Consider the following 23,435-nt stretch of genomic DNA (forward strand, 5'->3'; position numbering starts at 1 on the left):
ATACGACAGCCCGGCCGCCTCGCCCGAAGGCAGTAGCGGCCGGGCTGGGCTGCATAAGGAAGGTGCCGAGCTGCCAGCCAGCGGCGTTTAGCGGCTGGAGGTAGGCAGGGTAGGGTTATTGACTTGGCCACCCGCCATCAGCAGGGGGCGCAGGCGGGTGGCCGCCGTGTCGAGCTGCGGGCGAATCTGCCCTAGGGCTTCGCGCAGCGCCAGTACGTCGGCCAGGCGTGGCGCCTCGGTTTGCGAGTAGCCGTGGTACATGGCCACTTTCACGTTGGAAGTGCCCTTGCCGGTGTAAGTGCCCAGCAGCTCGCCGCTGGCATTCATCAGTTGCACTTCGGCTTGAATATCGGTTTTATACCATTCTAGCGGAGCGCCGAACACACTGGGAACCAGCATAGTAAGTACCTGGGCGGCCTGCAAGCTGCGGCCCGTGCGGGTAGTGTGCACCTTCGTGACAACGAGGCGGGCATAGCCATACGTGGCCGTGTCGGTGGGCTCTACTACGTTGCGTTGCAGCTCGGCTTTGAACATGCGCAGCGGGTCTTCGGGCAAGGCCCCGTCGTTCATGGCCAGGGGGCCTGGGTCGGCCGTGATTTCCAGCGGCGGCAGGCGCTTGGTGATGACGGCCGTGGGCGTAGCCGAAAAAGTACCTTTTACCGACTTGCAGGCACCTAGGCCGGCCAGTGCCAAGGTGGCCAGTAAAGCCGTGCGACTAGCAAACAACATATAGCTCATAAAAATTTAGAAAAAATCGATTTAGTAGAGTGGGACTATAAAAAGAAGTACTTGGTCATTAAGTAGATATACGGTAATAGTAGCTATTCCGGCAGCTAAGTTACTGCAATTTATCCAATTACCGCGCATCATAATTGCACATAGGCATTATCTAAAAGCCTGCTGTACTACTAAAACGCTACCCCCCTTTTTGTTTGCAAGCAGCCCGTAATAATTCAACTTTTTATTTTTTCCTACCCCCGGTTTAGTGCTGAAGCTCGGCAGGCGCTGCCACCGGCGCAAGTAAGTCGGCGGGAGCCACGTAGTTATCAATAAACTCGCCTTCCCAGCGGGCCACTACGGCGCTGGCCAAACAATTACCGAGTACGTTCACGGCGGTGCGGGCCATGTCCATGAGCGCATCGATGCCCAGGATGATAAATACGGGCCAGGCTGGTAGGTTGAACGAAGGCAACGTGGCTAGCAGAATAACGAGCGAGGCGCGCGGTACGCCAGCCACTCCTTTGCTGGTGAGCATCAGCGTGAATACAAGCAGCATCTGGTCGCCGAAGGAGAGGGATACCCCAGCGGCCTGCGCTACAAACACCGCCGCTAACGACAAGTACAGCGTGGTGCCATCAAGGTTGAAGGAGTAGCCCGTAGGCATCACAAAGGCCACAATGCGGCGTGGCACGCCAATGCTTTCCATGGCTTCCATGGCGCGCGGCAGGGCTGCCTCGCTACTCGTGGTGGCGAAGGCAATGCTCACTGGCTCGGCCACTGCCGCCACAAAGCGCCGCAGCGGAATGCGCATAATCAGGGCTACTGGCAGCAAAATCAGCAATACAAAGGCAATAAGTGCTCCGTAGAGCGTCAGTAGCAATTGAAAAGCGTTCAGGAGCGGACCAAAACCCATTTTAGCTACCGTGTAGGCCATAGCCCCGCCCACCCCGAGTGGCGCGAAATACATCACTACATTGGTGAACTTGAACATGACCTCGGAAAGACTTTCGCAAAAGTCGAGCATCACCCGGCGCTGGCGTTCTGGGGTGAGCGCCAGACCAATAGCGAAGATGATGGCGAAGATGACGACTTGCAGCACTTGTCCTTCGGCCACTGACTTGGCAATGTTTTCGGGGAAAATGTGCAGGATGATGTCGGCCGCGGTTTGTGGTGCTGCCGCCGCGATAGCGTCGGCTTTGTCGGTGGAGACTACGTGCTCGATACCTACGCCAGCCTTGGTGAAGTTGATGGCCGCCAGCCCAATGAAGAGCGCAAACGTGGTTACCACCTCAAAATAAATCAGCGCTTTGAGGCCCATGCGGCCTACTTGCTTGAGGTTGGCGTGGCCGGCGATGCCCACCACCAGGGTAGCGAATACCAGCGGCGCAATAATAGTTTTTACCAAGCGTAAGAAGGCGTCACTCAGTACTTTAAGGTTCATGGCAGCGGTGGGCGCGTCGTGGCCCAGCTCGATGCCAACTAGCATGCTCAGCACTATCCAGAGCGTGAGCGAACGGCGCGGGGCCAGCGTGGCTGCCAGGGCCGCCAGGGTCAACCAGCGAGCCGCCAGTGGGAGGGCCGCCGGCAGGGCTGCATCGGGGCGGGCGCCCAAAAAGGTGAGGACCACCGCCACAATTGCTAGCAAAATGGTGAGCCAAAAGAGACGAGAAAACTTCATGCACGCAAGAAAATAAAACCGAAATCGGACATCAAAGTACGGCAGGCCGAACCGAAACCCGACGGTTGGCGCCTACTGGGCTACCCTGGCCTTGCGAGCACAGGCGCGTGTTGGCGCTGGCGGCGGGGGTAGGAGAAGGGGGTAGGCGGCTGTAAAAGCCAGTTTTTTTGCTCACCTTCGGCTTAGCGGCGGCATTAGTGCGGCAGCTACGTGCCTGTATGCCTATTTCCTGGACGCTCACTGCCCATACCTTACCGCTGCGCTACGTATGGAAAATTGCGCGCAATGCTTCGGATGCTAAAACCAACTTGGTGGTGCATGTTAGCCAGGGCGGGGCCAGCGGCCGTGGCGAAGCCGCTCCCAACGTGCGCTATGGCGAGTCGCCGGCCCTGCTGCAAGCCCAATTCGACGACTTGCTGCACCACGGCCTGCCCGCCGCCGATACCCTAGCTAGCCTCACCGAATTGCTGGCTGCCCAGCCGGTGGCTCACGCCCTGCGCTTTGCCCTCGAAGCCGCCCTAACGCACTACCTAGCCACCCGCGCCCAGCAGCCGGTGTGGCAGTGGCTGGGCGTGCCCGCGCCTGCGCCGCAGGTGGCCACCGCGTTTTCGTTGCCCATTATGGAGCCGGGCGAGGTGGCTGGGTTCTTTCGGGCGCAGCAGGCTGGGCGGTTTAGTTTATTGAAAGTCAAGGTGAACCAGGAAGCCGGGCTCGACTTGCTCCGGGCGGTGGCCCAGGCCAGCCCCGGCCAGCCGCTGCTGGTAGATGGCAACGAAACCTGGCCCGATGCCGACGGCGTGCTCCGCTTTCTGGAAGCCACCGCTGCCGTGCCGGGCTTGCAGTTGCGCTACCTCGAGCAGCCCCTGCCCGCCGCCCGCGCCGCCGACTACCGCTACTTGCATACCCGCGTGCAAGTGCCGCTCATGGCCGACGAATCGGTGACGGATGAAGCCGATTTTGAGGCAATCGCCCAGCAATTTCACGGCGTAAACGTGAAGCTGATGAAGGCTGGTGGCTACCAGCGCGGCATCGAGCTGCTGCGCCGCACCCGCGCCCACGGCCTGCTCCCGATGCTGGGTTGCATGGTCGAAACCACGCTCGGCATCTGGTCGGCGCTGCAAGTGAGCGCCTTGGCCGACATCCACGACCTCGATGGCAGCCTAATTATCCGCGATGAGCCGTTTGGTTTGGTGAATGAAGCCGATGGCAAACTCACCGCACTTACAGCTCATCCGTAAGCTGCCGGCTACGTAATCAGGCACTAAAAAGCCCTTGGTGCCGCGCGGCACTAAGGGCTTTGATTCTCAGTGGGGGTAGGGCGGCGCCTACTTCGCCGTTTTCAATTGGGCGTCCAGCTCTTGCAATTGCTTGTCTACGGCCTCCGTATTTGGCGGGTTGGTGTGCGTCTGGGTAAGCAAGGCTACCTTGCGGTTGAGTAGCTCAATCTTGCGCATCAGCAGTTGCTCGCGCTCGTTAGGCTCGTTGGTGAGCACCGGCGCGGCGGCGCTGCCCACGTGCACATACGAGTCGAACTTGGCATCGGCGGGCACGCTGTTGTCGCCGCGGGCGGCGGCCGCGCTGGCCGGCGAGCCAAACACGATGCCCCCTTCGGCATTCACGTAGTCGCCCTCGCGCAGGCTCGTGATTTTGCCGCCGGGCAGCTCAATAATGCCGCTGCGCACATTAATCTTGGTGCCGTTGGGCAAGCGCACGTTCTGGTCGAGGGGGGTAGTCTCGTTGCCCAGGCGCTGCACCACGCTTCCGTTGCGGAACAGAAATTGCGTGTTGCGGTTGGGGCGCACATCTTGCACCACACTTTGGGTTTGGGCCTGCGCCTTTTGCTTTTTCTTGCTTTGGGCTGCGCTTTGGTGGGGCAGCAGCGTGCAGCCCAGGCCAAGCAGGGCTACCGTAAAGAGGTGAATACTACGCATGGTGTGAAAGTAAGGGAAGGGCAGAGTGGCTAAGCTGAACCATTGAAATAACGGCTGTCGCTCGTACGTTGAAAAAATAAATAAGGCGAGAAATTAAAATAATGTTGCAACATTAAATGTATGTACACTAAATTTGTAGTCGTAATTAAAGAATCCAGTGCGCCTCGAAGACGAAATTAAGCAACCTACTTTTCAGAGCGACGCTCAGAAGGCCTACCTCAACGTGGTCTACACGGCGGGCTGGCTATCGCTGCGCCAAGCTACTGCTTTCAAGCCCTACGGCCTTACGCTGCCGCAATTTAATGTGCTGCGCATCTTGCGCGGCCAGCACCCCAAGCCCGCCACGGTAGCGCTGCTCATCGAGCGTATGCTCGATAAAACCAGCAATGCCTCGCGCATTGTGGATAAGCTGGAAGAGAAAAAGCTCGTAACCCGCACCATTTGCCCCGCCAATCGCCGGGCCGTTGATATCTGCATCACCGAAAGCGGCTTGCGCCTGCTCCGCCAGATGGAGGATGACAATGTGGTGGGGCCCGTTGGCCACGGAACCGATAAGCTCAGCGAAGCGGAGCTACGCCAGCTCAACCAGCTGCTTGATAAAATGCGGGGGTAGGGCCGCTGCTATTCCCTGGTTATGCTAGTAGTAGCTGCCGAATAGCCGGGTAATTTATTTTGGCGCCAAAGTTGAATTGGTCGCCTACCTATCCAAAAACATACTACACTTCTTTTACCTTTTTTCACTCATGAAAAAAATTTTGATGCCTGCCCTGCTTGGGGCTGCTTTGCTGGCTGCGCCGGCTGCTTTTGCCCAAAAGGCTACCACCAAAACCGCCGCTAACGCTGTAGCAGTCTACAAGTTGCAGCCGCAGCTGAGCACCCTGGGCTGGGAGGGCAAAGCCGTAACGCACGGCCACAACGGCACCATCCAATTCACGGGTGGCGACTTGCAGGTGCGCAACAACATGGTAGTTGGCGGCACGGCTACGGTGGACATGAAGACCATCAAAGCTACCGACATCACCGATGCCGACAACCACGCCAAATTTGTGGGCCACATGAGCAGCGACGACTTCTTCGGCGCTGGCACGTACCCTACTTCGACCTTCAAAATTGTTAGCGTTACCCCCATCGCCGGGGCTGCCGCCAATGCCAACAACGCCAACATCGCCGGTGATATGACCATCAAGGGCGTAACGCAGCGCGTAACCTTCCCCGCCAAAGTGGGCGTGAAAAACGGCGTAGCTGCTGCCACCGGCAAGCTAACCATCGACCGCACCAAGTTTGGCCTAAAATACGGCTCGAAGTCGTTCTTCGAAAGCATTGGCGACAAGGCTATCTACGACGAGTTCACGCTGGACTTCAACGTCATCGCCAAGCAATAATCAGCGCCGCGAGCTACGAAAAAAGGCTGCTTCCCAACCGGGAAGCAGCCTTTTTTGTTGTTTAAGCCGCCAAGCACCGGCTAGTCGAGGATGTTGAGGCCGTAGAGGAACTTCTCGTTGGGGCGCAGCTGCGGATTGATGACAGCCAGCAGCTTGCCCGCTTTTTGCGCGCGCTGCACCGTCACGAACAGGCGCACCAGCTGCTGCGAGCGGCCCGCCACGGGCGCGCTCGTCAAGGCGTAGCCTTGCAGATAATACTGCGTAACAGGGCCGGTCTTCTTTTCCAGCTCGGCCAGCGAGGTGGGCAGGTTGGCGCGCACATCGGGGGGTAGGGTGGCGGGGTTAAAGCTGTTGACCACGCCATTGTAGTCGCGGTCTTTGAAGTGCGTCATCAGCCGGTCGAGGTCGGTAGCGGCTTGGGTAGCCAGGGCCAGCTCGGGCGCCTTAAAAGTGTAAGAATGCTCGGTGAGCGAGTCTTGCAGCGTCACCTTCACGTAGTTATAGGCTTGGCGCTCGGCCGGGGCCAGGCTGCTGTAGGTGAGGTAGGCGCAGTTGGAGGCCGGCAGGCGCAAATCAGAAAATTCCTTACTGAGCTTGGTGTTGAACACCTTTACCTCCAAGTACTTGCCCTGGGGCTCGGCGGCATTGGTCGAGAGGTGGCTGCCTTTGCTATAGCTCACCTTATCGCCATAGAACTGCGCTACCGCATCGAGGCCTTGCTTTTCGGTGGGAGAGGTGCAGCCGGCTAGCAAGCCCAGTAGCAGCGATAAATAGAGGCTAGGTATTTTCATGAGAAGAATTTTGCGCAAAATAACGGCCCTCGCGCCCAAGCGGGGGGTAGCACCCTTAGCAGCTGCCCAAGCAAAAAAGCCCCGCAATTCGCGAGGCTTTTTTGAGTAAGAAACGCACTGAAAATACTAGTTGGTAGTCGGCGCGGGGCTGGTGGCCGGTGCCGCGGGCGCCGGCGTGGCGGGGGTATTGGCCGCTACCGAGCGCAGTTCGAGCCGGAGCGGGGCCACGGTGGCTTCGCGCAGGCAGAGCAGGCCGTACACCGTTTCGCCGGGGTGGATGATGCGGTTAGTGAGGTCGTACTGCTCTAGTTCGCGGCGGAAGTTGTTGTTGGCCAGCGAGGCGCCGAGCATGTTGCCGCCGGCAATGAAAGGACCAACGTAGAAGGTGCTGCCTTCCGAACTGGTGACGTACCCGTTTGTGGTAGTCGTTTTGGTGAAAGTAGGATTGAGCAGCACGTAGAGTAGATAAATGGCTACCCCCTGCTTCATGTCTTTGGCCGCAAGGCGGGCATCAACGGGCACCACGGGGCGGTCGCCATAGTACAAAACGGCGTCCCGCGAAAAGTTGATTTCGGCGCCGGTTGTATTCTTGACCTGCACGGCCACTACGTGGTAGCCTTTCTTCTGCTCTTTCTTCGCGTATTTCTTGTTGCGGCCCTGTAAACGCAAGGCATCGAACTGGTAATTGAACTGCAACGGCGCGCCAACCGGCGACGCTTGGTAGCTGGCAATACGGTCGGGGCGAATGGCCGTGTAAGACCCCGCGCATCCGCTGCCCAGCAGCGTGCAGCTCGTTAAAAAGGTTGCTAATGAGCGAGTAAAGCGTTGTTTCATGGGTAAAATAAGGGGTAGGGAAAAATATAGCTTTCAAATATAAAGAACAAAAAAAGCCAGGCCGTGTGCGGGCCTGGCTTTTCAAGGAAAATTACAAAACTTTAGAGGTGGATTACCTCATCGTAGGCGGCAGCCGTGGCTTCCATAATAGCTTCGCTCATGGTGGGGTGCGGGTGCACCGATTTGATGATTTCGTGGCCAGTAGTTTCGAGCTTGCGCGCTACCACTACCTCGGCAATCATCTCGGTCACGTTGGCACCAATCATGTGGGCGCCGAGCCACTCGCCGTATTTGGCGTCGAAGATGACTTTCACGAAGCCGTCCTTTACGCCGGCCGCCGCAGCTTTGCCCGACGCCGAGAAGGGGAATTTACCTACCCGAACGTCGTAGCCTTTGGCCTTGGCCTCCGCTTCGGTGAAGCCTACCGAGGCGATTTCGGGTTGGGCGTAGGTGCAACCGGGGATGTTGGTGTAGTTGAGAGGCTCGGGGTTGTGGCCCGTGATTTTCTCGACGCAGATAATGCCTTCGGCCGACGCTACGTGCGCCAGCGCCGGGCCCGGAATAATGTCGCCGATGGCGTAGATGCCGGGCACATTGGTCTGGTAGAAATCATCGACGATGACGCGGCCTTTCTCTACCTTGATTTTCAGCTCTTCGAGGCCGATATTTTCGAGGTTGGTTTGCACGCCTACGGCGCTCAGCACCACGTCGCAGGCAATTTGCTGCTCGCCCTTGGCCGTCTTGATGAACACGTTGCAGCCGGCGCCGGCCGTATCTACCTTGGTTACTTCGGCGCTGGTGAGGATGTTGATGCCCATCTTTTTATAGGACTTCTCCATCTGGCGCGAAATCTCCTCGTCCTCTACCGGCACAATGCGCGGCAGGTACTCCACGATGGTAACCTCGGTGCCGAGCGAGCGGTAGAAGTAGGCAAACTCGACGCCGATGGCGCCCGAGCCCACCACTACCAGGCGCTTGGGCAGGCTGTCGGGGGTCATGGCCTTGCGGTAGCCGATGATTTTCTTGTCGTCGATGGGCAGGTTGGGTAGCTGGCGGGCGCGGGCACCGGTAGCCAGGATAATGCTCTTCGCCTCCACGGTTTCCTTGGTGCCGTCGGCCTTGGTTACTTCTACTTTGCCGGGAGCCAGGAGCTTACCGGTGCCGTTCACCACCTCAATTTTGTTTTTCTTAAACAAGAAGTTGATGCCCTTGCTCATGCCATCGGCGACGCCCCGGCTGCGCTTAATCACGGCTCCGAAGTCGAAGCCAGCCTCCTTCACCGTCAGGCCGTAGTCCTGGGCGTGCTGGAGATATTCGTATACCTGCGCCGTTTTGAGCAGGGCCTTGGTTGGAATACAACCCCAGTTGAGGCAGATGCCGCCGAGCGACTCGCGCTCTACCACGCCCACCTTCAGCCCGAGCTGCGCGGCGCGGATGGCCGCTACGTACCCACCGGGGCCGGAGCCAATTACTACCAGGTCAAATTGCAATGCCATGAGTTTGTTTGTGCAGAGTAAATGAGATTACTAAAAGCTCCGCGGCCAAGCCGGGGGCGGCAAAGATAACCCCGTAGCGCGGCTACGGGTTCGGTAGCTTTTTTAGGCTGGACCAGTTGTTGTTGTTTACCCTTGTGGTACTTTTCCGTACAAGCCCCCAATAGCCAGCTCGCTGCTGACTCACTCCTTTTTTTTCTGCTTTATGAAGCCGTTCATTACCCCATATATCCCCGTTGCTATTGCCCTGCTGGCCCTGGCCAGTTGTGCTACTACTACCGAAACCGACCGCCCCACCACTACCGCCAAGGCCGCCCAGCCCATGAGCACGGCCCCCGCCAACACGGCCACCGACCCCACGGCCGTGCCGCTGCCCGACCCCGCCGCCACGCCGCCCGCCGATGCTACTGCTTCGGCCAACGCTACCCCCCTTGAGGGCCTCGACAACCCCTCGGCCGAAGCGGCCACTGCTACGCTCGACCCCAATGCCCTGACTACCAGTGCCGCAACTGCTGAGCGCGCCGCCGAGCGCAAAATGACCGCCGCCGATTACCGCAGCCAACTCGCCCGCGCCAACCTGACGCTCAAAATGAAGCCCAAGGATGCCCAAGCTCACTTGGAGCGTGCCAAGGCTTATTCCAACCTCAAGAGTTATAAGGAAGCCCAGCCCGACTACGTGGTGGCCCTGCGCACCATGCGCGGCAACCCCGATGTGTATTATAACAAGGGCGTGAACGAGCTAATGCTAAAGCAGTACAAGGCTGCCTCGAATGACTTTAGCGGCGCCGTAAAGTTCCGCCCCGACGATAAGGAGGCCTTCTTCGGCCGTGGCGTGGCCAAGATGCAGATGTACCAGTACAAGGCTGCCGTGTCGGACTTCACCCGCGCTCTGGCCGTCGATTCGCTCTACGCCGACGCCCTGGAGTATCGCGGCATCAGCTACGCTAGCTACGACCGCAAAAGCGAAGCCCGCAAAGACCTCGAAAAAGCCGCCAAACTGAATCCGGAGGCCGAAAAAAGCCTCCGCCGCTACGGCAAAGGCAGCAGCATGGTGCGCGGCGGCAATAAGTAAGGCGGGTGCGGAAATACTAGCGAAAGCTAACAGAACGTCCTGCTGACGAAGAAAACAACTTGCTCGCGCCATTAGGGTTAGTAATCCTATTGGCGCGAGCAAGTTGTTTTCTTCGTCAGCAGGACGTTCTTTTTTTGACCCAAAAATTAATGCGCAGCAGCCAGCAGCTCGACATGGGCCAAATGGTGCTGGCCGTGCCAGGCGTACAGCACCAGCGTCTGGTCGAGCGTGGCAATTTTCTTGGTCTCGGGATGAAAAAAGGTGCGCTGCCACTGCGCCTCGTCGAGGTTATGCAGCAGGGAAAGCCAGCGGGTGTGCAAGCTATCGAGCAGCGCCAGCGACACGGTGATGGGCGTAGCGGCCACATCGGGTAGTTCGGCCCAGGCAGCTTCGTCGTAGGGCCGAATGGTGGGATTAGCTTCCGTGAGGGCTAGGCGAAAGCGCACGTAGGCATTCAGGTGCGAGTCGGCGATGTGGTGAATGACCTGGCGGCCCGTCCAGCCGCCGGGGCGGTAGGGTACTTGCAGGCGCTCGCCGCCCACCCGGCGCGCCGCCGCCGTGAGGCGCGCCGGTAGCTCAGCCAGCTGCTGCAAATAGGGCACTCGCGCGGCCGGCGTGAGGGGGGTAGCAGGCAGCACTGGCCGGCCAATGGGGTAGCGCAGGTAGTCGAGGTCAGACGCAGACATGATTTGAGAATGGAAAAAGGAAATTGATTTGCGTAAAATGCCAAGCTAGAACTTAAGTGTAAGGAGGGCCAAAAACTCACACTCCCAGCCCGATGCCGAGCAGTATGCCCGCCGCGCCCAGTGCCAGCAGCAGCCCATAGAGTGGCCCGGCAAAGCGCAGCCACTGGTCGTAGCGCACGCCGCAGGCAGCTAGCATAGCCATCAGGGCACCGTTGGTGGGGGTAAGGAGGTCGGTGAGGCCGGCGCCATATTGGTAGGCCAGCACCGTGACTTGCCGCGACAGGCCGATGAGGTCGGAGAGCGGCACGAGCAGCGGCATCGTCAGCACGGCTTGGCCGCTCACGCTGGGCACGGGCAAATGCAGGGCCGCGTGCACGCCCAGCATGCCCAGCGCCGCGAAGGCCACGGGCAGGTGCGCCAGCGGCGTAGCCAGCCCCTGCACCAGGGTATCGACGATGTGGCCTTGCTCTAGCACCACGAAAATGGCCCGCGCAAACCCAATAAGAATGGCCGAAAACGCAATGTCGCGGAAGCCCACCACAAAGCCCTCAGCCGTGCCCGTGAGGCCCAGGCCGCCCAGCAGGCCGGCTCCTACCCCCAGCACGAAGAACAAGGCCGCCATTTGCTCAAAATCCCACCCCAAGCTTACTACGCCGTAGCCAAAAATACTGAACGCCACCAGCATGAGGAGCAGTACCAGCCCGTGGCGGCCGGCGCCCACGGCATCGGCCTCTTCCTCCTGGGCGCTACTATCGGCCGCCTGGCGGTGGCGAATGGCGTGGCGCAGCGTGCCCCCTATCCAAATGGCCAAGGCCGCGGCCAGAAATACCAGCCGGTAGCCCCAGCCCGACAGCAGCGGCAGTTGCGCCAGCTTTTGGGCAATGCCCACCTGAAACGGATTGATGGGGCTGAACGCCGCGCCCACTAGCGCTGCCCCCAGGCTGGCGGCTACTGCCGTGAGGGTGGGGTAGCCGAGCCGCCGCATGAGCACGAGCAGCACCGGCACGAGAGCGATAATTTCTTCGCCCATGTTTTCGAGGGCGCCCATGGTGGCGAAGGCCAAGGAAATGAGCGGAATAATGGCCACTTCGCGCCCCTGCGCATGGCGCAGTAGCCAATCGACGCCGTAACGCAGCGCCCCGGTTTGGTCCACCACCGTGAAAGCCCCGCCGGCCAAAAAAATCAGGAATATCACCGCGCTCGCATCGGCTAGGCCCCGGGGGATGTCCACAAACACTTGCAGCGGGCTTACGGGAGTGGCTGGCACGCGCTGGTACGAGCCGGGCACCACCACCTCGCGGCCGGTGGCAGCGTTGGGGCGGCGCGTAAATTGGCCGGCGGGCAGCACGTAGCTCAGGGCCGCTGCCAGCAAAATAAAGAAGGTAAGCAGCACCAGGGGGTGCGGAAAGCGAAAGGAAGTCATGCCGCAAAGTTGGCGCGCCGGCGCTTAGCCGGGAACCAGGGCCGGGCTGCCGGGTGTATCTTCGGGATACAAGCCATGACGTTTTCCGCCTTTAAAGACCTGCACCAGCGCCGCCAGGCCGAGCATCTGGCCCACCACGGCCGCCCCCTGGCCGAGCGCACCGAAGACAGCTTTCGGCTGAGCCTCTATGCGGTAGAAAACTTCTACGCCGAAGTGTGGCGCAGCATCGGCGAGGAAGCCATCTTGTTCATCCACGTGTTTGAGCGGCCCAGCGGCCTGGCCGATTATTTGGCCCTGGTGCGCCTGCCGGCCGAGTGGTAGGGGGTAGGGCCGGAAGCTGCGTGCGAGTTGCCGGGGCCTCGCTACAACTCACCTGGTTAGCCCCGCAAAAAAGCTGTTTATCACCCCCGGCAAAAAGCAGTAGGGGCTCCGGGTATGGGCCATGAGGTAGAGCCCCACGCGGTGCAGGCCAAATTCTAGGCTAGCCAAGCGGTAGCCCTCGGCGAAGGCGGCGCGGTCGGCAAACTGGCCCGTAAGTGCGTGCAGCTCCTGGCGATACAATTCGAAATACAGGGGCCGCAGGTGGTAGCGGGCCGGCGTGAGCACGAAGCTCAGCAGCTCCACCACGTCGTACTGCGGCAGGTGCCAGGCGGCCAGCTCCCAGTCGTAGGCCACAAACGCCAGGTGGCCGTCGGGGCTACGCTTAAAACACGTATTGCGCGGGTTTAGGTCGTTGTGAATAAGGGTTTTAGGCAACGTTTGCAGCGTTGCCCAGTCGGCCGGAATGCCGCGCAGGGCGGTGCGCAGCTGCCGCACGCGCGCCGGGGGGTAGAGCGCCGGAAAGTGGGTAGCCGCGTGCGCCAGCAGCGCCTCCCAGAGGGGCACAAGCTCGGGCCAGGTGGCCGGGGCACTTTCGGGAGGGATAGGGCCGGCCAGGTGCCGGGCGTGCCAGGCAGCCAGTTGGCGCAGGGCTGCGCGCAGGTGCGCATCGGTCCAGGCATCGGGCGTGGGGGCCGAGTTGAGCAGCTCGCGGTCGCTGAGGTCTTCCAGCACCACGAGGTAGCTCGCGGCAGCCTCGTCGGCGTGGGTGGCCCAAATGGTAGGCAGCAGTGGGGGCAGGGCCACGTCCGCGGCCGCCGAGCCATACACGGCCAGCTCGCGGCGGTGCGTGTGGGCAAAGCCAGTGCGCAGCTCAAAAGCCGGGTATACCTCGGCCAGGAGGCCGCCGCATGCCCGCGCTAACGAAGTCAACATCTGGCAGATAGCTGGGCCAGGAGGCTTGGCTTTCAGCACCAGGCGCTCGGTGCGCCAGGTGGTGCCAGTGGTGCGCAGCTCGGCTTCGAGGCCAAACAGGCCTACCGGCTGGGCCGTGCGCTCGGCCGTAAGGTTGGCCAAAATACTGGCTGAGCTATCGAGCAGCCGGGGGCGCACGGCGCGCACGTCGGCCGCCTGGGTGGGCGCGTGCTGGCGCAGCAACCTTTGCAGCAAGTCAGGGCTCATCGGGGCGGGGTGGGGTAGGGTAGGGCGTAGGGCATACTGCTTGCTTGCTCAGCGGGATAGTCGGCATAGCTCAGCAGCCGCACGCCACTAAAATAAAAGCAGGCGTCGGCGGCACTCAGCCGGGCCGAGGCGGCGGGCAGCAGCGGCACGCCCGCCACCCGCCCGGGCGCCTGCACCTGCAACAGGTTCCAGAACACAGCCCGCAGCGGCCGGCCACTGGCCGCACGCTGGGCCGCCAGGGCCGTGCTCACGCGCTCGAATTCGGCGGGGCTGACGTACTCAAAAATATTGGATAGGCTGGCCTTGTCCACGTCCTGCCCGGCTTCGGAGAGCAAAAACCCGATGGCCTCGCCCACTACCAGCCGCAGGTTGAGGAGGCGCTCGCGCAGCTGGTCGTGGTGGGCAGCTTGGTAGCAGGGCGGTAATATGGCCTCGGGCAGGTTGGTGGGCCCAAAAAGCAGGAAGCGCAGAAAAAAATTGTCGCGCGCCAGCCGTTGGTTTAGCTGCCGCATTAGGCGCCGGTAAAACGTGGCCCCGCCCGATTCGGCGGCGTAGCTATACAGGCGCGGGTCGCGGCCCTGGCTCAGGTTCACCGCATCAAAGTACACCGTAAACGCCGCCCGAAAAGCTGGCTGGTCGAGTTCCATCTCGACGTACATCTGCTGCTCGGCTACCGATTCGCAATCCAGCAGCTTGTGCAGCTTGCGCTGCCAACTGCTTGATAGGCCGGTGATAAAACTGGTTACGTAGGCTTCGAGCTGCCCGGCTACCAGCAGGCCGCCGGGGTGCAGGCGCAGGTACTCGGCCCAGCAGGCGAACGCCACGGGGGGTAGGGTAGCTTGCAGCGCCTCGACGGTGGTAGCCACGGCGGCCGGCCCGTCAAGGCCCAGTAGCCCACGCAGCACCGCCGGCGGGTGGTGCTTGATGATGTGTGCTTTGAGAGCTAATAGCTGGTTTTGCACCGGGTTCAGGTCGATGGCCGTTACCAGGCGGGGGCCGGCTAGCAGGGCATTCAGGGCATTGCTGCCCCCCGAAGTAATGATGAGCGCATGGTCGGTCGGGGCCAGCTCTAGGGCCGCGTAGAGCGTCGCGTGGTCTTCCCATACCAAGCTGTAGCGCAGGCGGTCAAGCGGGACACGGGTAAATTCGGATTCCATGAGCCAGAATAAATTGAATGCCAGAAATACGCTTGATAGCCAGTTTATTACTTCACAAGGTTAGAACAAGTTTTCAATAAATAACGGTTACCTGCCAGCCGCCGTTGCCCGGCCACAACCCGCTCGAATCCTCCTGCCCCGGCCCCGAGCGGGTGCTGTATACCTACTCAACCTAGCCGCGCCCTACCCCCGCCAGCTACTGCCACCCTCGAAGTAGCCTGCGCCGTTTGGGGCCGGCTACTTACCCGGCGCAGCGCCAGGCACGGGGCTACGTGCAGCTCGCGTGCCGGCACCTCATCCCCCAGGCAGGGGGTAGGCAAGCAGGTGTTAGCCAAATTTATAACTTCTTTGTTGGGCTGCCAAATGGCGCCGAGGGAGCACCGTCAGCTTCGGCGCCAGCCCGGCGCTATTTGGCTATACCACGCAGTAGCCCAAAAAATAGGTGCGCGGCGATGGAGGACTTAAAAGCTGCCTACCCCCCTTGCCCAGCAGTAGCGCCCACCAGGCGGGCGGGCTGCGGCAAGGTGGGCTGCTGCGCCATTACCCGCGGTTGGGTGGGGTGCCGTTGGCCCGGTTGGGGAGAAAGGCAGCGACAGGCTGACTGCCGCCCCGCTCCGCTGGGCAGTGCAAGCTGACAAAATGCCCCGCAGTGCAGCTGTGCTTACCCCACCACCTGGCGTGATTCTCGGGGCCGCGACAGCGTACAGAGAGCCACCAGGCTTTGTACCTCGGCTCAACTCTAAAACCAGTTTTTTAGCGGCGCCCCGCCGCCGGCCGCTCGATTGAAAGTTGGATTACAACGGTAGTAGTTAGGCCGATGAGTCAGGTGGCTGGCGCTACGCGCTCCGCTCCACGGTAGTCAGCAGCACGTCAATTTCGCTGGCTAGGCGCTCTATCTGCTCAAGGCCGGCGCGGGCCTGCTCCATCTCGCCGCGCTGGTGCTGGCGCACTAGCGACTGGCCCGTGTCGAGGGTTTGGCGGATGAGGCGCTCGATGCCCGCCACTTCGGGGCGGTGGCTGTACTGAGGCTTCAGCACGGCGTTTAGCCACTGCCCCAGCGGGTTATCCTGCATGGTAAACAGGCTGGGTTCCGCTTCCCGCACGCCATAGAGTACCGAACGCAGGCGCGACTTAAACAACACCTGCTTCACGCGGGCTTGCTGAAAGTCGAGGGCGGTGAGCTCCATAAAAGAGAGGGAAAACGCGGTTTAAAGCAAACTACTGATGCTTTACAAAAATTCGGCTAGCCTAGGCAAGCAACATTGCTGGCTGCCGGGCGGCGTGCATAGCAAATTAACGGCCAAACAGGTGAAGAATGGGAGAACTTCTGGCAAATACCGCCTGCTCTATGGGCTACCTACCTGGCTGCCAGCAGGGGCCGGCGGCGTGGACAAGGAGGCTACCGGCCGCCCGAAGGTTGCAGGCGCTCCAGGGTTTGGCGCGCTTCTACCAGCTCAGTGATGTCGAAGGCAAATACCATGATGCCAACCGGCTGGTCGGCTTCGCTGAAGCGCTGGTACGTGAAGCTGAAGTACCGCTGGTGCAGGGGCTCGCCTGCGGCCGCAGCCGTGCGCAATTGCACCGGCAGCTCGTTGGCTCGGAAGGTTTCGCCCGTGGTATACACATTGTCGAGCAGCGTGATAACGCCCTGGGCCGCTACCTCTGGCAGGGCTTCGGCCACGGTTTTGCCCACGAGCTGGCGGCCAGCAAATAAGCTTTGGTAGGCGGCATTCACAAACTCGTAGCGGTGCTCGGGCCCGCGCAGAATGCAGATGAGCGCCGGTGCCTGCCGGAATAACTCCTGGTAGGTTTCACGCTGGCTTTCGGCCCGTTTGTAGTTCTGGTAAGCTTGGTCGGAGAGTACGGCCTGCTGCTCGTTGGTTTCCAAGATTTCCTGCACCAGCAGCTTTTGGTCGTGGATGTCGGTGACGCCGCCCACCCACATCAAAATTTGGCCGTCGGCGCCGCGGCGGGGCAGCGCGCGGCTCAGCACCCAGCGGTACTGGCCGTCGTGGCGGCGCAGGCGGTACTCTACCTGGTAGGTGCTGCCGGTGGCTATAGCCTGCTGCCACTTGGTGCTCACCGATTCACGGTCGTCGGGGTGCAGGCTTTCGAGCCACTGCTCGCCGGTTTCGGCGGCCATTTCTTTGCCCGTAAAGGCCAGCCAGCGGGGGTTGAAGTAGTCGCGCTGGCCATCGGGCGTGGCCGTCCAAATCAGCACCGGCAGGCTGTCGAGGATGAAACGGGTGCGCTCCTGCTCGTCGGTCAGCTTTTGCTGCGCCTCGCGGGCGGCGCTGGCGGCGCGCAGTTGCTCGGTTACGTTCTGGGTGCGCTGCAAAATATATTGCAGCTGCCCGGTAGCGTCCAGAATGGGGTAGTGGGTAGCCTGCCAGTAGTACTCCTCGAAGCCGCCGCCCTGCTCGGCGGGCCGCTCCAGGTCGTAGCGAATGAGCGGCATGGTGTGCGGCTCCAGGAAGTTGCGCACGTGCTCGTGTGATTGGAAAATAACCTCGCCTTCGTTCTCATCCACTGAAGGATAGGCCTCAAACAGCGTCTGGCCCACTACCTCCGCCCGGGGCTTGAGCGACACTGCCACGTGGCTGTCGGTGTTGTCGATAATAGTTGCATCCGGCGCCATGAGTAGGAAGTTCTCGGGCAGCGAGCGGAAGACGTGTTGATAGTCAGCGGGAAGCGTAGGGGTAGACATAAGAGCAGGTACTTACAGGGGAGCGAAGGTAATAAGTATGCTAAACAACGCCAGCCACCGCCAGTGGTTGAGGCAGTTCGCCCAACTGCGCCAAACGACGGCTCAGTGCCGGCTTTTGCTGTTTCGGTAGCTTTTAATTGAAGGGGGGTAGGGTGGCCCGGCACCTTTGGAGCAGTTAAACGCTCCCCGGCCTACCCCCCATGAAAACGCCCGCGCTGCTCCTGCTTTTTGCCTTGGCCTCAGTTGCTCCTACCGCCGCCCAAACGCCCGTGGCGGCCCCTACCCCCGCCTCTGTGGCCCAGGCCACTACCCGCCTCAGCGGCACCGTGCTCGACGGGGCCGGCCACCCGCTGCCGGGCGCCAACGTGTTCTTAAAAACCACTTTCGACGGCGCTACTACCGATTCGCTGGGCCGATTCGCGTTCTCCACTACGGCCACCGGCACGCTGCCGCTGGTGTGCACGCTCATTGGCTACGCGCTACAAGAAACGCCGCTGGCGCTGACCGGCGGCGTGCTGGCCCTACCCCCCTGCCGCCTGCGCGAGAGCCGCGCCTCGCTGGGCACGGTCACCATCGTGGCGGGGGCGTTTGAGGCGAGCGACGAAAAGCGCTCGGCCACCCTCAAACCGCTTGATATTTTGACCACGGCCGGGGCGATGGCTAATATCTCGACGGCCCTCAACACGCTGCCCGGCACCACGCGGGTAGGGGAAGAGGGCAAGCTGTTCGTGCGCGGCGGGGCGGCCTCCGAAACGCGCTACTACCTCGACGGGCTGCCCGTGCAGAGCTTTTATGGCGGCAGCACGGCGGGTATGCCGGCGCGGGGGCGGTTTTCGCCTAGCCTGTTTAAGGGCACGCTGTTTAGCACGGGCGGCTACTCGGCCGAGTACGGGCAGGCGCTGAGCGCGGTGGTAGGGCTGAACTCGCTCGACCTCGACCCCGAAACGCAAACTGGCATTTCGCTCTTGAGCGTGGGCGGCAGCCTGTCGCGCACCAAGCGCTGGGCGCGCACCTCAGCCTCGGTGAATGTCGATTATACCAACCTGGCGCCCTACTTCGGCCTCACGGCGCCCGCCCAGCGCTGGGAGCAGGCCCCGCAAACGTTGGGCGGCGCCTTCCGCCTGGTGCACCGCACCGGCCAGACGGGCATGCTGAAGCTCTACGCCACCTATAGCCACCAGCAAGTGGCCTCGCGCCAGGCAGACCCCGAGGCCGCTTACGCGCTGGGCGGCCGCCTCACTAGCCTGCAAAACACAAATTATTACTTCAATACCACTTACCGCACCGCCTGGCGCCGTGGCTGGAGCCTGAACGCCGGCCTGGCCCTGGGCCGCGAGCGCAACGCCGTGCAGCCCGAGCCCCAGCGCATCGGCACGCTCGAGCAAACCGCCACTGCCCGCCTGGTGCTCACCAACGACTCGGCCAGCACGTGGTATAACCTCAAGCTGGGCACCGAAAACACCGTGCAGCGCTACGACCTCACCTACCAAGCCACGCCCGACGCGCCCGTGGCTACCCCCGGTTTTTTGGAAAAGCGCACCGCCGTATTTGCCGAAAGCGACCTTAGCCTGGCCCCGCGCCTTACGGGGCGGGTAGGGCTGCGCGGCGAGTATTCGGCGTTGCTACATAAAGCCAACTTGGCGCCGCGGGCGGCCCTGGCCTGGCAGCTGGGCGCGGGCGAGCAACTATCGGCCGCCGCGGGGCTGTTCTACCAAAACCCCACCAACGACCTGCTCTACGTGCAGCCGGCGCTGGGCTTCGAGCGGGCCGCGCACTACATCCTCACTTACCAGCACATGGCCGCTGGGCGCATCCTGCGCGTCGATACCTACCGCAAAGACTACCGCGGCCTGGTGTGCTTCGACCGCTACAATACCCTGAACGCGAGTGCCTACGCCAACTCGGGTAGTGGCTACGCCCAGGGCGTGGATGTGCTGTGGCGCGACCAGTACCGCACGTTCAAGAAGATAGATTACTGGGTGAGCTACGGCCTGCTCGACACCCGCCGGCAGTTTCGGGCCGACTTGGCGCCGGCCGTGCCCACCTTCGCCGCTACCCACACCGTGAGCCTGGTGGGCAAGTATTGGGTGCAGCAATTGCACCTGCAAGTGAGCGCCACCTACGCCTACGGCAGCCCGCGCGCTTACTACGACCCCAACCAGCCGGGCTACAACCAGGGCCGCACACCCAGCTCGCAGCAGTTCGACCTGGGCCTGAGCTACCTCACGCACCTGGCCGGCCAGTACACCATTGTGCACCTGAGCATGAGCAACGTGCTGGGCCGCGACAACCTCTACGGCTACCGCTACGCCACCACGCCCGATGCCGCTACGGGCCGCTACGCCGCCGTGCCCGTGCGCTCGCTCATGCCGCAGCTGGTGGTGGCCGCGCTCTTCATTTCGGTTAATAAAAAGACCCCCGGCGACACGTCGGTAGCCCCCGAGTAAGGCGGCTGTTTTGCCGCGAGTTTGGGCTTGGGCGGCTCCGCGCAGCTGGCCGGCCTTAGCGCTACAGCCGGCTGCGCGGCTGCTTCGGCGGCGGCTTTCGACGCTTCGGCAACGGCCGTTTTGGGGACCCTACCCCCGCGCCCACCTTTGATTCAGCAACGCCCGCCTTGTACCCTTCATCTCTCCTTTCATTACTTAGCTACTGCCATGAAAAAGCACTTGTTCACCCTCGCCCTCGCCGCCGCCAGCTTCGGGGCCGCGGCCCAAACTACCCCCGCTACGCCGGTTAAGGCCGCCGTAGCTCCTACCCCCGCTGGCTACGCCGACCTGCTCGGCGCCACCATTGCCCAGGTGCTGCACACCGGCGACGCTGCGGAGCTCAAGGGCTTGGCTGCCAAGCTGGAGCGCGCTGCCACGGTGGCCCCGGCCGACTGGCTGCCTCGCTATTACCAGGCGTATGCGCTGCTTATCAACGTGTTCCAGAGTAAGGAAGACGGCGATGCCAAAGACAAAACCCTCGACCAGGCCGAAGCCGCCCTGGCCCAGGCCCGCCAGCTGGGCGGCGACGAGTCGGAGCTGCTGACGCTGCAAGCTTACGTGTACCAGGCGCGGCTGGGCATCGCGCCGGTGCTGCGCAGCCTGAAGTACTCGCGCCTCGTGAACGAGACGGTAGCCCAAGCCAAAAAGCTGAACCCCGCCAATCCGCGCGCTTACCTCGTGGGCGCCAACAATGTGTACTACACGCCCAGCATGTTTGGCGGCGGGGCCGACGTGGCCAAACCCTTGTATGAGGAGGCTAAGGCCAAATTCGCCGCTTTCCGGCCTGCCACGGCGCTCGCGCCCAGTTGGGGCGAAGGCCAGACGCTGGGCCGCCTCAAGCAATACGAGGTAGCCACGGCGCAAACTGATAGGTAGCGCGGATTTGTAGTTCGCGACTACCAAAGTGACTGCATTCGCGGACTACAAGTCCGCGCTACTGTACCTAAACTCCGCCGCGCTAGCTTCTACTTTTATGGCCGCCACGCTCCTTTCGCCGCCCGCCGTGCCTTCAACTTCACCGCCCGTACCGCCGCCGTCCTTTGTCGAGGCATCTCACCCGGCCCTACCCCGCCTAGCGGCCGTAAAACGCACGCAGGTGCGAACCTTTGAGAAGTCGCTGGGCTGGATAGGGCTGGCGTGCGCGGGCACGGCGCTGCTATTTGCGCCGCCGCCCTGGCGCGACCCGCAGGGCTATGCGGTGTCGTTTGGCCTGGCTTTTTGCTACGCGGCGGGGCTGTGGTTTGCCAATGCATACACTGCCGACTTGCTCAGCTTGCGCACCGGCTGGGGCGAGCAACCTATTCGGCGGCTGCTGTTTACGGTGGGCCTGTCGCTGCTGGCCTCGCTGCTCGTAATAGTGCTGGTGGGCGAGCTGGGGGCGGTGTTGCTGTTTCACCAGCCGCTGGGCTACACGCTGCGCCACCAGTTTTTCGAGCACTCGACGTTTCCGCTGCTAGCTACGGTCGTGATTTCGCTGTTTATGCACTCGCGCGCGTTTTTGCTGGCTTGGCGCGAGGCCACCGTGCGCGCCGAGCGCCTCGAAAAAGAGTCGGCCGTGGCGCGCCTCGACTCCTTGCGCCGGCAGGTAGACCCGCATTTCTTGTTTAATTCGCTCAACGCCCTCACGAGCTTGGTAGAGGAAAACGACCCGGCTCGCGCCGTGCGCTTCATCCGCCAGCTCAGCAGCGTGTACCGCTACGTGCTCGACAGCCAAAGCCAGGAGCTGGTGCCGCTGAGCGAAGAATTAGCCTTTGCCGAATCGTACCTTTTTCTGCAAAAAACCCGGCTCGACGAAGCCTTGCAGGCCGAGCTGGCCCTACCCCCCGCCGCCGAGCTCAGCGCCCTATTTCTGCCCCCGCTGGCGCTGCAGCTACTCCTCGAAAACGCGGTGAAGCACAATACCGCCTTCCAGGCCGACCCGCTGCACCTGCGCGTGAGCGTCGAGGCCGCGGCCCGCACCCTCACTGTGCGCAACACGCTGCGCCCGCGCCGCCTAGCGCCCGACGAAGCCTCGGGCCGCGGCCTCGCCAACCTGCGCGCGCGCTACGCCTTCCTCACCGAGCGCCCGGTGCAGGCAGGCCCAGTGGGCCACGAATTCGTGGTTACTTTGCCGCTGCTGGCCTTGTAGGCCCGCGGTAAGTAGCGGAGCCTGGGCTTTATTGCAGCGTGAAAAAACTCGTTAACCTGGACGTATTGTGGGTAGGGTGCGTGGTGGTGGCCACGGCCATTGGCTGGCTGCTGGTGCGCAAAGGGGCCGTGCCCAACGAGCGCGCGGCCGTCGAAAAGGCCCTGCGCCAGGCCACACCCGCCGACCTCGAAAGTATCACCCTGTATCCGCTCGTGGGCAGTGAAGGAGGTGCTCCGGCGCGCCCGTTTCAGGCGCGCGCGCCCGCGCAGCTGCGCACGTTGCTGCCGGCTTTGCAGCAGTTGCGGCCCATTGCGGCGGCCACCAGCGCGTTTCAGCCGCTGCTCGAAGCCACCCTGGTGGTGCGCCTGCTGGCCCCGCCCGCCGAGGCTTGGCACTTGCACAGCCGCAACCTTATTTTTCGGCTGGCCAGCTCCAACCAGGGCGAGGTGGCGCAGCTGGCCCGCACCAATTATTTCTACCAGGCGGCCGCCCTTAACCAGCGGCTGAGGCAACTGCGCGACAGCCTGGCCCGCCGCTGATTTCTCCCTACCCCTCTCCCTTTAGTTAAGCCCTTGCCATGCTGGCATTACTTGTCGAAGACGAGCCCCTGGCCGCTCGCCGCCTCACTGCACTGCTGCACAAACACGTAGCGGAACTCACCGTGCTGGGCCCCGCCGAGTCGGTGGCGCAGGCCGTGGCGCTGCTGCAAGCTGGCCCCGCGCCCGACGTGCTATTTCTGGATATTCACCTGGCCGACGGCCTCAGCTTCGAGCTGTTTGAGCAGGTAGCCATTACCTGCCCGGTCATCTTCACCACCGCCTACGACCAGTATGCGCTGCGGGCCTTCAAAGTAAACAGCGTCGATTATCTGCTGAAGCCCATCGACGAAGAGGAATTGCAAGCGGCGCTCACCAAACTGCGGCAGCGCATCGGCCCAAATACTCCCGAAACCACTGGATTTAGTATAAAAGGTTCGGTTTCCAGCACAAACGCGCCCGTTGTACCGGGCTTGGACGCCGCTACGCTGGCGGCGCTGGTGCAGCAATTACGCCAGCCCGCGCCCACGGCCACTTACAAAACGCAGTTTGTGGTGCGCATAGGCGAGCACCTCAAGGTGGTGACGGTGGAGCAAGTGGCGTACTTTTTTAGCCTCGAAAAAACGACCCTGCTCCAAAGCACCGACGGCCGCAAGTACGTGGTAGACTACACGATGGAGCAGCTGGAAACCCTGCTCGACCCGGCCCAGTTTTTCCGACTCAACCGCGCCTATCTGGCTCGCCAAGCGGCCATCCACGACATTATTCACTACACTAATTCGCGCCTGCAAACCATCCTCAAGCCCGCGCCGCCCGAAAGCGAAGGCCCCGTGCTGGTGAGCCGCGAAAAAGTGAGCGTATTCAAAAGCTGGCTCGATAGGTAGGGGGTAGCCTACCGTAGCTGCAAGCGG

The 23,435-nt window shown here is 61.9% G+C and carries 23 protein-coding genes; 10 read left to right on the forward strand and 13 right to left on the reverse strand.

The window, feature by feature from the left end:
• Positions 1-87: 87 nt before the first annotated feature.
• The 3 genes from GO988_RS12290 to GO988_RS12300 all read right to left on the reverse strand — a co-directional run bounded on the left by GO988_RS12290 (position 88) and on the right by GO988_RS12300 (position 2,573).
• Positions 88-738 carry a hypothetical protein gene (locus GO988_RS12290; RefSeq protein WP_157565828.1) on the reverse strand — a complete coding sequence of 217 codons (651 nt, stop codon included), beginning with the start codon at positions 736-738 and terminating at the stop codon, positions 88-90.
• A 244-nt stretch (positions 739-982) separates the two neighbouring features.
• On the reverse strand, positions 983-2,398 hold the full coding sequence (locus tag GO988_RS12295; protein ID WP_157565830.1) for a dicarboxylate/amino acid:cation symporter: 1,416 nt from the start codon (positions 2,396-2,398) through the stop codon (positions 983-985).
• Positions 2,399-2,429: 31 nt separating this feature from the next.
• On the reverse strand, positions 2,430-2,573 hold the full coding sequence (locus GO988_RS12300) for a hypothetical protein (RefSeq protein ID WP_157565832.1): 144 nt from the start codon (positions 2,571-2,573) through the stop codon (positions 2,430-2,432).
• 43 nt (positions 2,574-2,616) lie between these two features.
• On the opposite strand from GO988_RS12300, the gene GO988_RS12305 reads away from it, so the two are divergent.
• On the forward strand, positions 2,617-3,636 hold the full coding sequence (locus tag GO988_RS12305) for an enolase C-terminal domain-like protein (RefSeq protein WP_157565834.1): 1,020 nt from the start codon (positions 2,617-2,619) through the stop codon (positions 3,634-3,636).
• An 87-nt stretch (positions 3,637-3,723) separates the two neighbouring features.
• On the opposite strand, the gene GO988_RS12310 is transcribed toward GO988_RS12305, so the two are convergent.
• Positions 3,724-4,329 (reverse strand): DUF6799 domain-containing protein, encoded by a 606-nt coding sequence (locus GO988_RS12310; protein ID WP_157565836.1) that lies wholly within the window; start codon positions 4,327-4,329, stop codon positions 3,724-3,726.
• 157 nt (positions 4,330-4,486) lie between these two features.
• On the opposite strand from GO988_RS12310, the gene GO988_RS12315 reads away from it, so the two are divergent.
• Complete coding sequence (locus GO988_RS12315; protein WP_317164854.1) at positions 4,487-4,942, forward strand: MarR family winged helix-turn-helix transcriptional regulator; 456 nt, start codon at positions 4,487-4,489, stop codon at positions 4,940-4,942.
• A gap of 130 nt (positions 4,943-5,072) precedes the next feature.
• Positions 5,073-5,711, forward strand: a complete 639-nt coding sequence (locus GO988_RS12320; protein ID WP_157565839.1) for a YceI family protein — start codon at positions 5,073-5,075, stop codon at positions 5,709-5,711.
• A gap of 80 nt (positions 5,712-5,791) precedes the next feature.
• Here GO988_RS12320 and GO988_RS12325 read toward each other — a convergent pair whose 3' ends face one another.
• From GO988_RS12325 to lpdA, 3 genes are all read right to left on the reverse strand, one after another.
• On the reverse strand, positions 5,792-6,502 hold the full coding sequence (locus tag GO988_RS12325) for a hypothetical protein (RefSeq protein ID WP_157565842.1): 711 nt from the start codon (positions 6,500-6,502) through the stop codon (positions 5,792-5,794).
• A gap of 126 nt (positions 6,503-6,628) precedes the next feature.
• Positions 6,629-7,336 (reverse strand): hypothetical protein, encoded by a 708-nt coding sequence (locus GO988_RS12330; protein ID WP_157565844.1) that lies wholly within the window; start codon positions 7,334-7,336, stop codon positions 6,629-6,631.
• A 101-nt stretch (positions 7,337-7,437) separates the two neighbouring features.
• Entirely contained in the window at positions 7,438-8,832 is a 1,395-nt protein-coding gene (gene lpdA, locus GO988_RS12335; protein WP_157565847.1) for a dihydrolipoyl dehydrogenase, read from the reverse strand.
• A gap of 202 nt (positions 8,833-9,034) precedes the next feature.
• On the opposite strand from lpdA, the gene GO988_RS12340 reads away from it, so the two are divergent.
• Entirely contained in the window at positions 9,035-9,901 is an 867-nt protein-coding gene (locus tag GO988_RS12340; protein WP_157565849.1) for a tetratricopeptide repeat protein, read from the forward strand.
• A gap of 146 nt (positions 9,902-10,047) precedes the next feature.
• Here the strand turns inward: GO988_RS12340 and GO988_RS12345 are convergent, their stop codons facing one another.
• Both GO988_RS12345 and GO988_RS12350 read right to left on the reverse strand, forming a co-directional pair.
• Positions 10,048-10,587 carry a YfiT family bacillithiol transferase gene (locus GO988_RS12345; protein ID WP_157565852.1) on the reverse strand — a complete coding sequence of 180 codons (540 nt, stop codon included), beginning with the start codon at positions 10,585-10,587 and terminating at the stop codon, positions 10,048-10,050.
• A gap of 76 nt (positions 10,588-10,663) precedes the next feature.
• Positions 10,664-12,010 carry a YfcC family protein gene (locus GO988_RS12350; protein WP_157565855.1) on the reverse strand — a complete coding sequence of 449 codons (1,347 nt, stop codon included), beginning with the start codon at positions 12,008-12,010 and terminating at the stop codon, positions 10,664-10,666.
• Between the two features lie 75 nt (positions 12,011-12,085).
• On the opposite strand from GO988_RS12350, the gene GO988_RS12355 reads away from it, so the two are divergent.
• Positions 12,086-12,331, forward strand: coding sequence for a hypothetical protein (locus GO988_RS12355; RefSeq protein ID WP_157565857.1), 246 nt, complete (start codon positions 12,086-12,088; stop codon positions 12,329-12,331).
• A gap of 48 nt (positions 12,332-12,379) precedes the next feature.
• On the opposite strand, the gene GO988_RS12360 is transcribed toward GO988_RS12355, so the two are convergent.
• The 4 genes from GO988_RS12360 to GO988_RS12375 all read right to left on the reverse strand — a co-directional run bounded on the left by GO988_RS12360 (position 12,380) and on the right by GO988_RS12375 (position 17,374).
• Positions 12,380-13,510 carry an aminoglycoside phosphotransferase family protein gene (locus tag GO988_RS12360; protein ID WP_157565859.1) on the reverse strand — a complete coding sequence of 377 codons (1,131 nt, stop codon included), beginning with the start codon at positions 13,508-13,510 and terminating at the stop codon, positions 12,380-12,382.
• The gene (locus tag GO988_RS12365; protein ID WP_157565861.1) at positions 13,507-14,667 is read right to left on the reverse strand and encodes a DUF3419 family protein; all 1,161 of its coding nucleotides are present in this window, start codon (positions 14,665-14,667) and stop codon (positions 13,507-13,509) included. The genes GO988_RS12360 and GO988_RS12365 overlap by 4 nt, the downstream gene beginning before the upstream one ends.
• Positions 14,668-15,503: 836 nt before the next feature.
• Complete coding sequence (locus tag GO988_RS12370; RefSeq protein ID WP_157565864.1) at positions 15,504-15,854, reverse strand: hypothetical protein; 351 nt, start codon at positions 15,852-15,854, stop codon at positions 15,504-15,506.
• Positions 15,855-16,066: 212 nt separating this feature from the next.
• Complete coding sequence (locus tag GO988_RS12375) at positions 16,067-17,374, reverse strand: PAS domain-containing protein (RefSeq protein WP_157565866.1); 1,308 nt, start codon at positions 17,372-17,374, stop codon at positions 16,067-16,069.
• A gap of 200 nt (positions 17,375-17,574) precedes the next feature.
• On the opposite strand from GO988_RS12375, the gene GO988_RS12380 reads away from it, so the two are divergent.
• The 5 genes from GO988_RS12380 (at position 17,575) to GO988_RS12400 (ending at position 23,408) form a co-directional block, all read left to right on the forward strand.
• Positions 17,575-19,821, forward strand: coding sequence for a TonB-dependent receptor (locus GO988_RS12380; protein ID WP_157565868.1), 2,247 nt, complete (start codon positions 17,575-17,577; stop codon positions 19,819-19,821).
• Positions 19,822-20,028: 207 nt separating this feature from the next.
• Entirely contained in the window at positions 20,029-20,736 is a 708-nt protein-coding gene (locus tag GO988_RS12385) for a hypothetical protein (RefSeq protein WP_157565870.1), read from the forward strand.
• Positions 20,737-20,833: 97 nt separating this feature from the next.
• Positions 20,834-21,988, forward strand: coding sequence for a sensor histidine kinase (locus tag GO988_RS12390; protein ID WP_157565872.1), 1,155 nt, complete (start codon positions 20,834-20,836; stop codon positions 21,986-21,988).
• A 38-nt stretch (positions 21,989-22,026) separates the two neighbouring features.
• Entirely contained in the window at positions 22,027-22,527 is a 501-nt protein-coding gene (locus GO988_RS12395; protein ID WP_157565874.1) for a hypothetical protein, read from the forward strand.
• Positions 22,528-22,565: 38 nt separating this feature from the next.
• Entirely contained in the window at positions 22,566-23,408 is an 843-nt protein-coding gene (locus GO988_RS12400; RefSeq protein ID WP_157565876.1) for a LytR/AlgR family response regulator transcription factor, read from the forward strand.
• Positions 23,409-23,435: the final 27 nt, after the last annotated feature.

The sequence above is a fragment of the Hymenobacter ginkgonis genome (assembly GCF_009755225.1).
Taxonomy (GTDB): Bacteria; Bacteroidota; Bacteroidia; order Cytophagales; family Hymenobacteraceae; genus Hymenobacter; species Hymenobacter ginkgonis.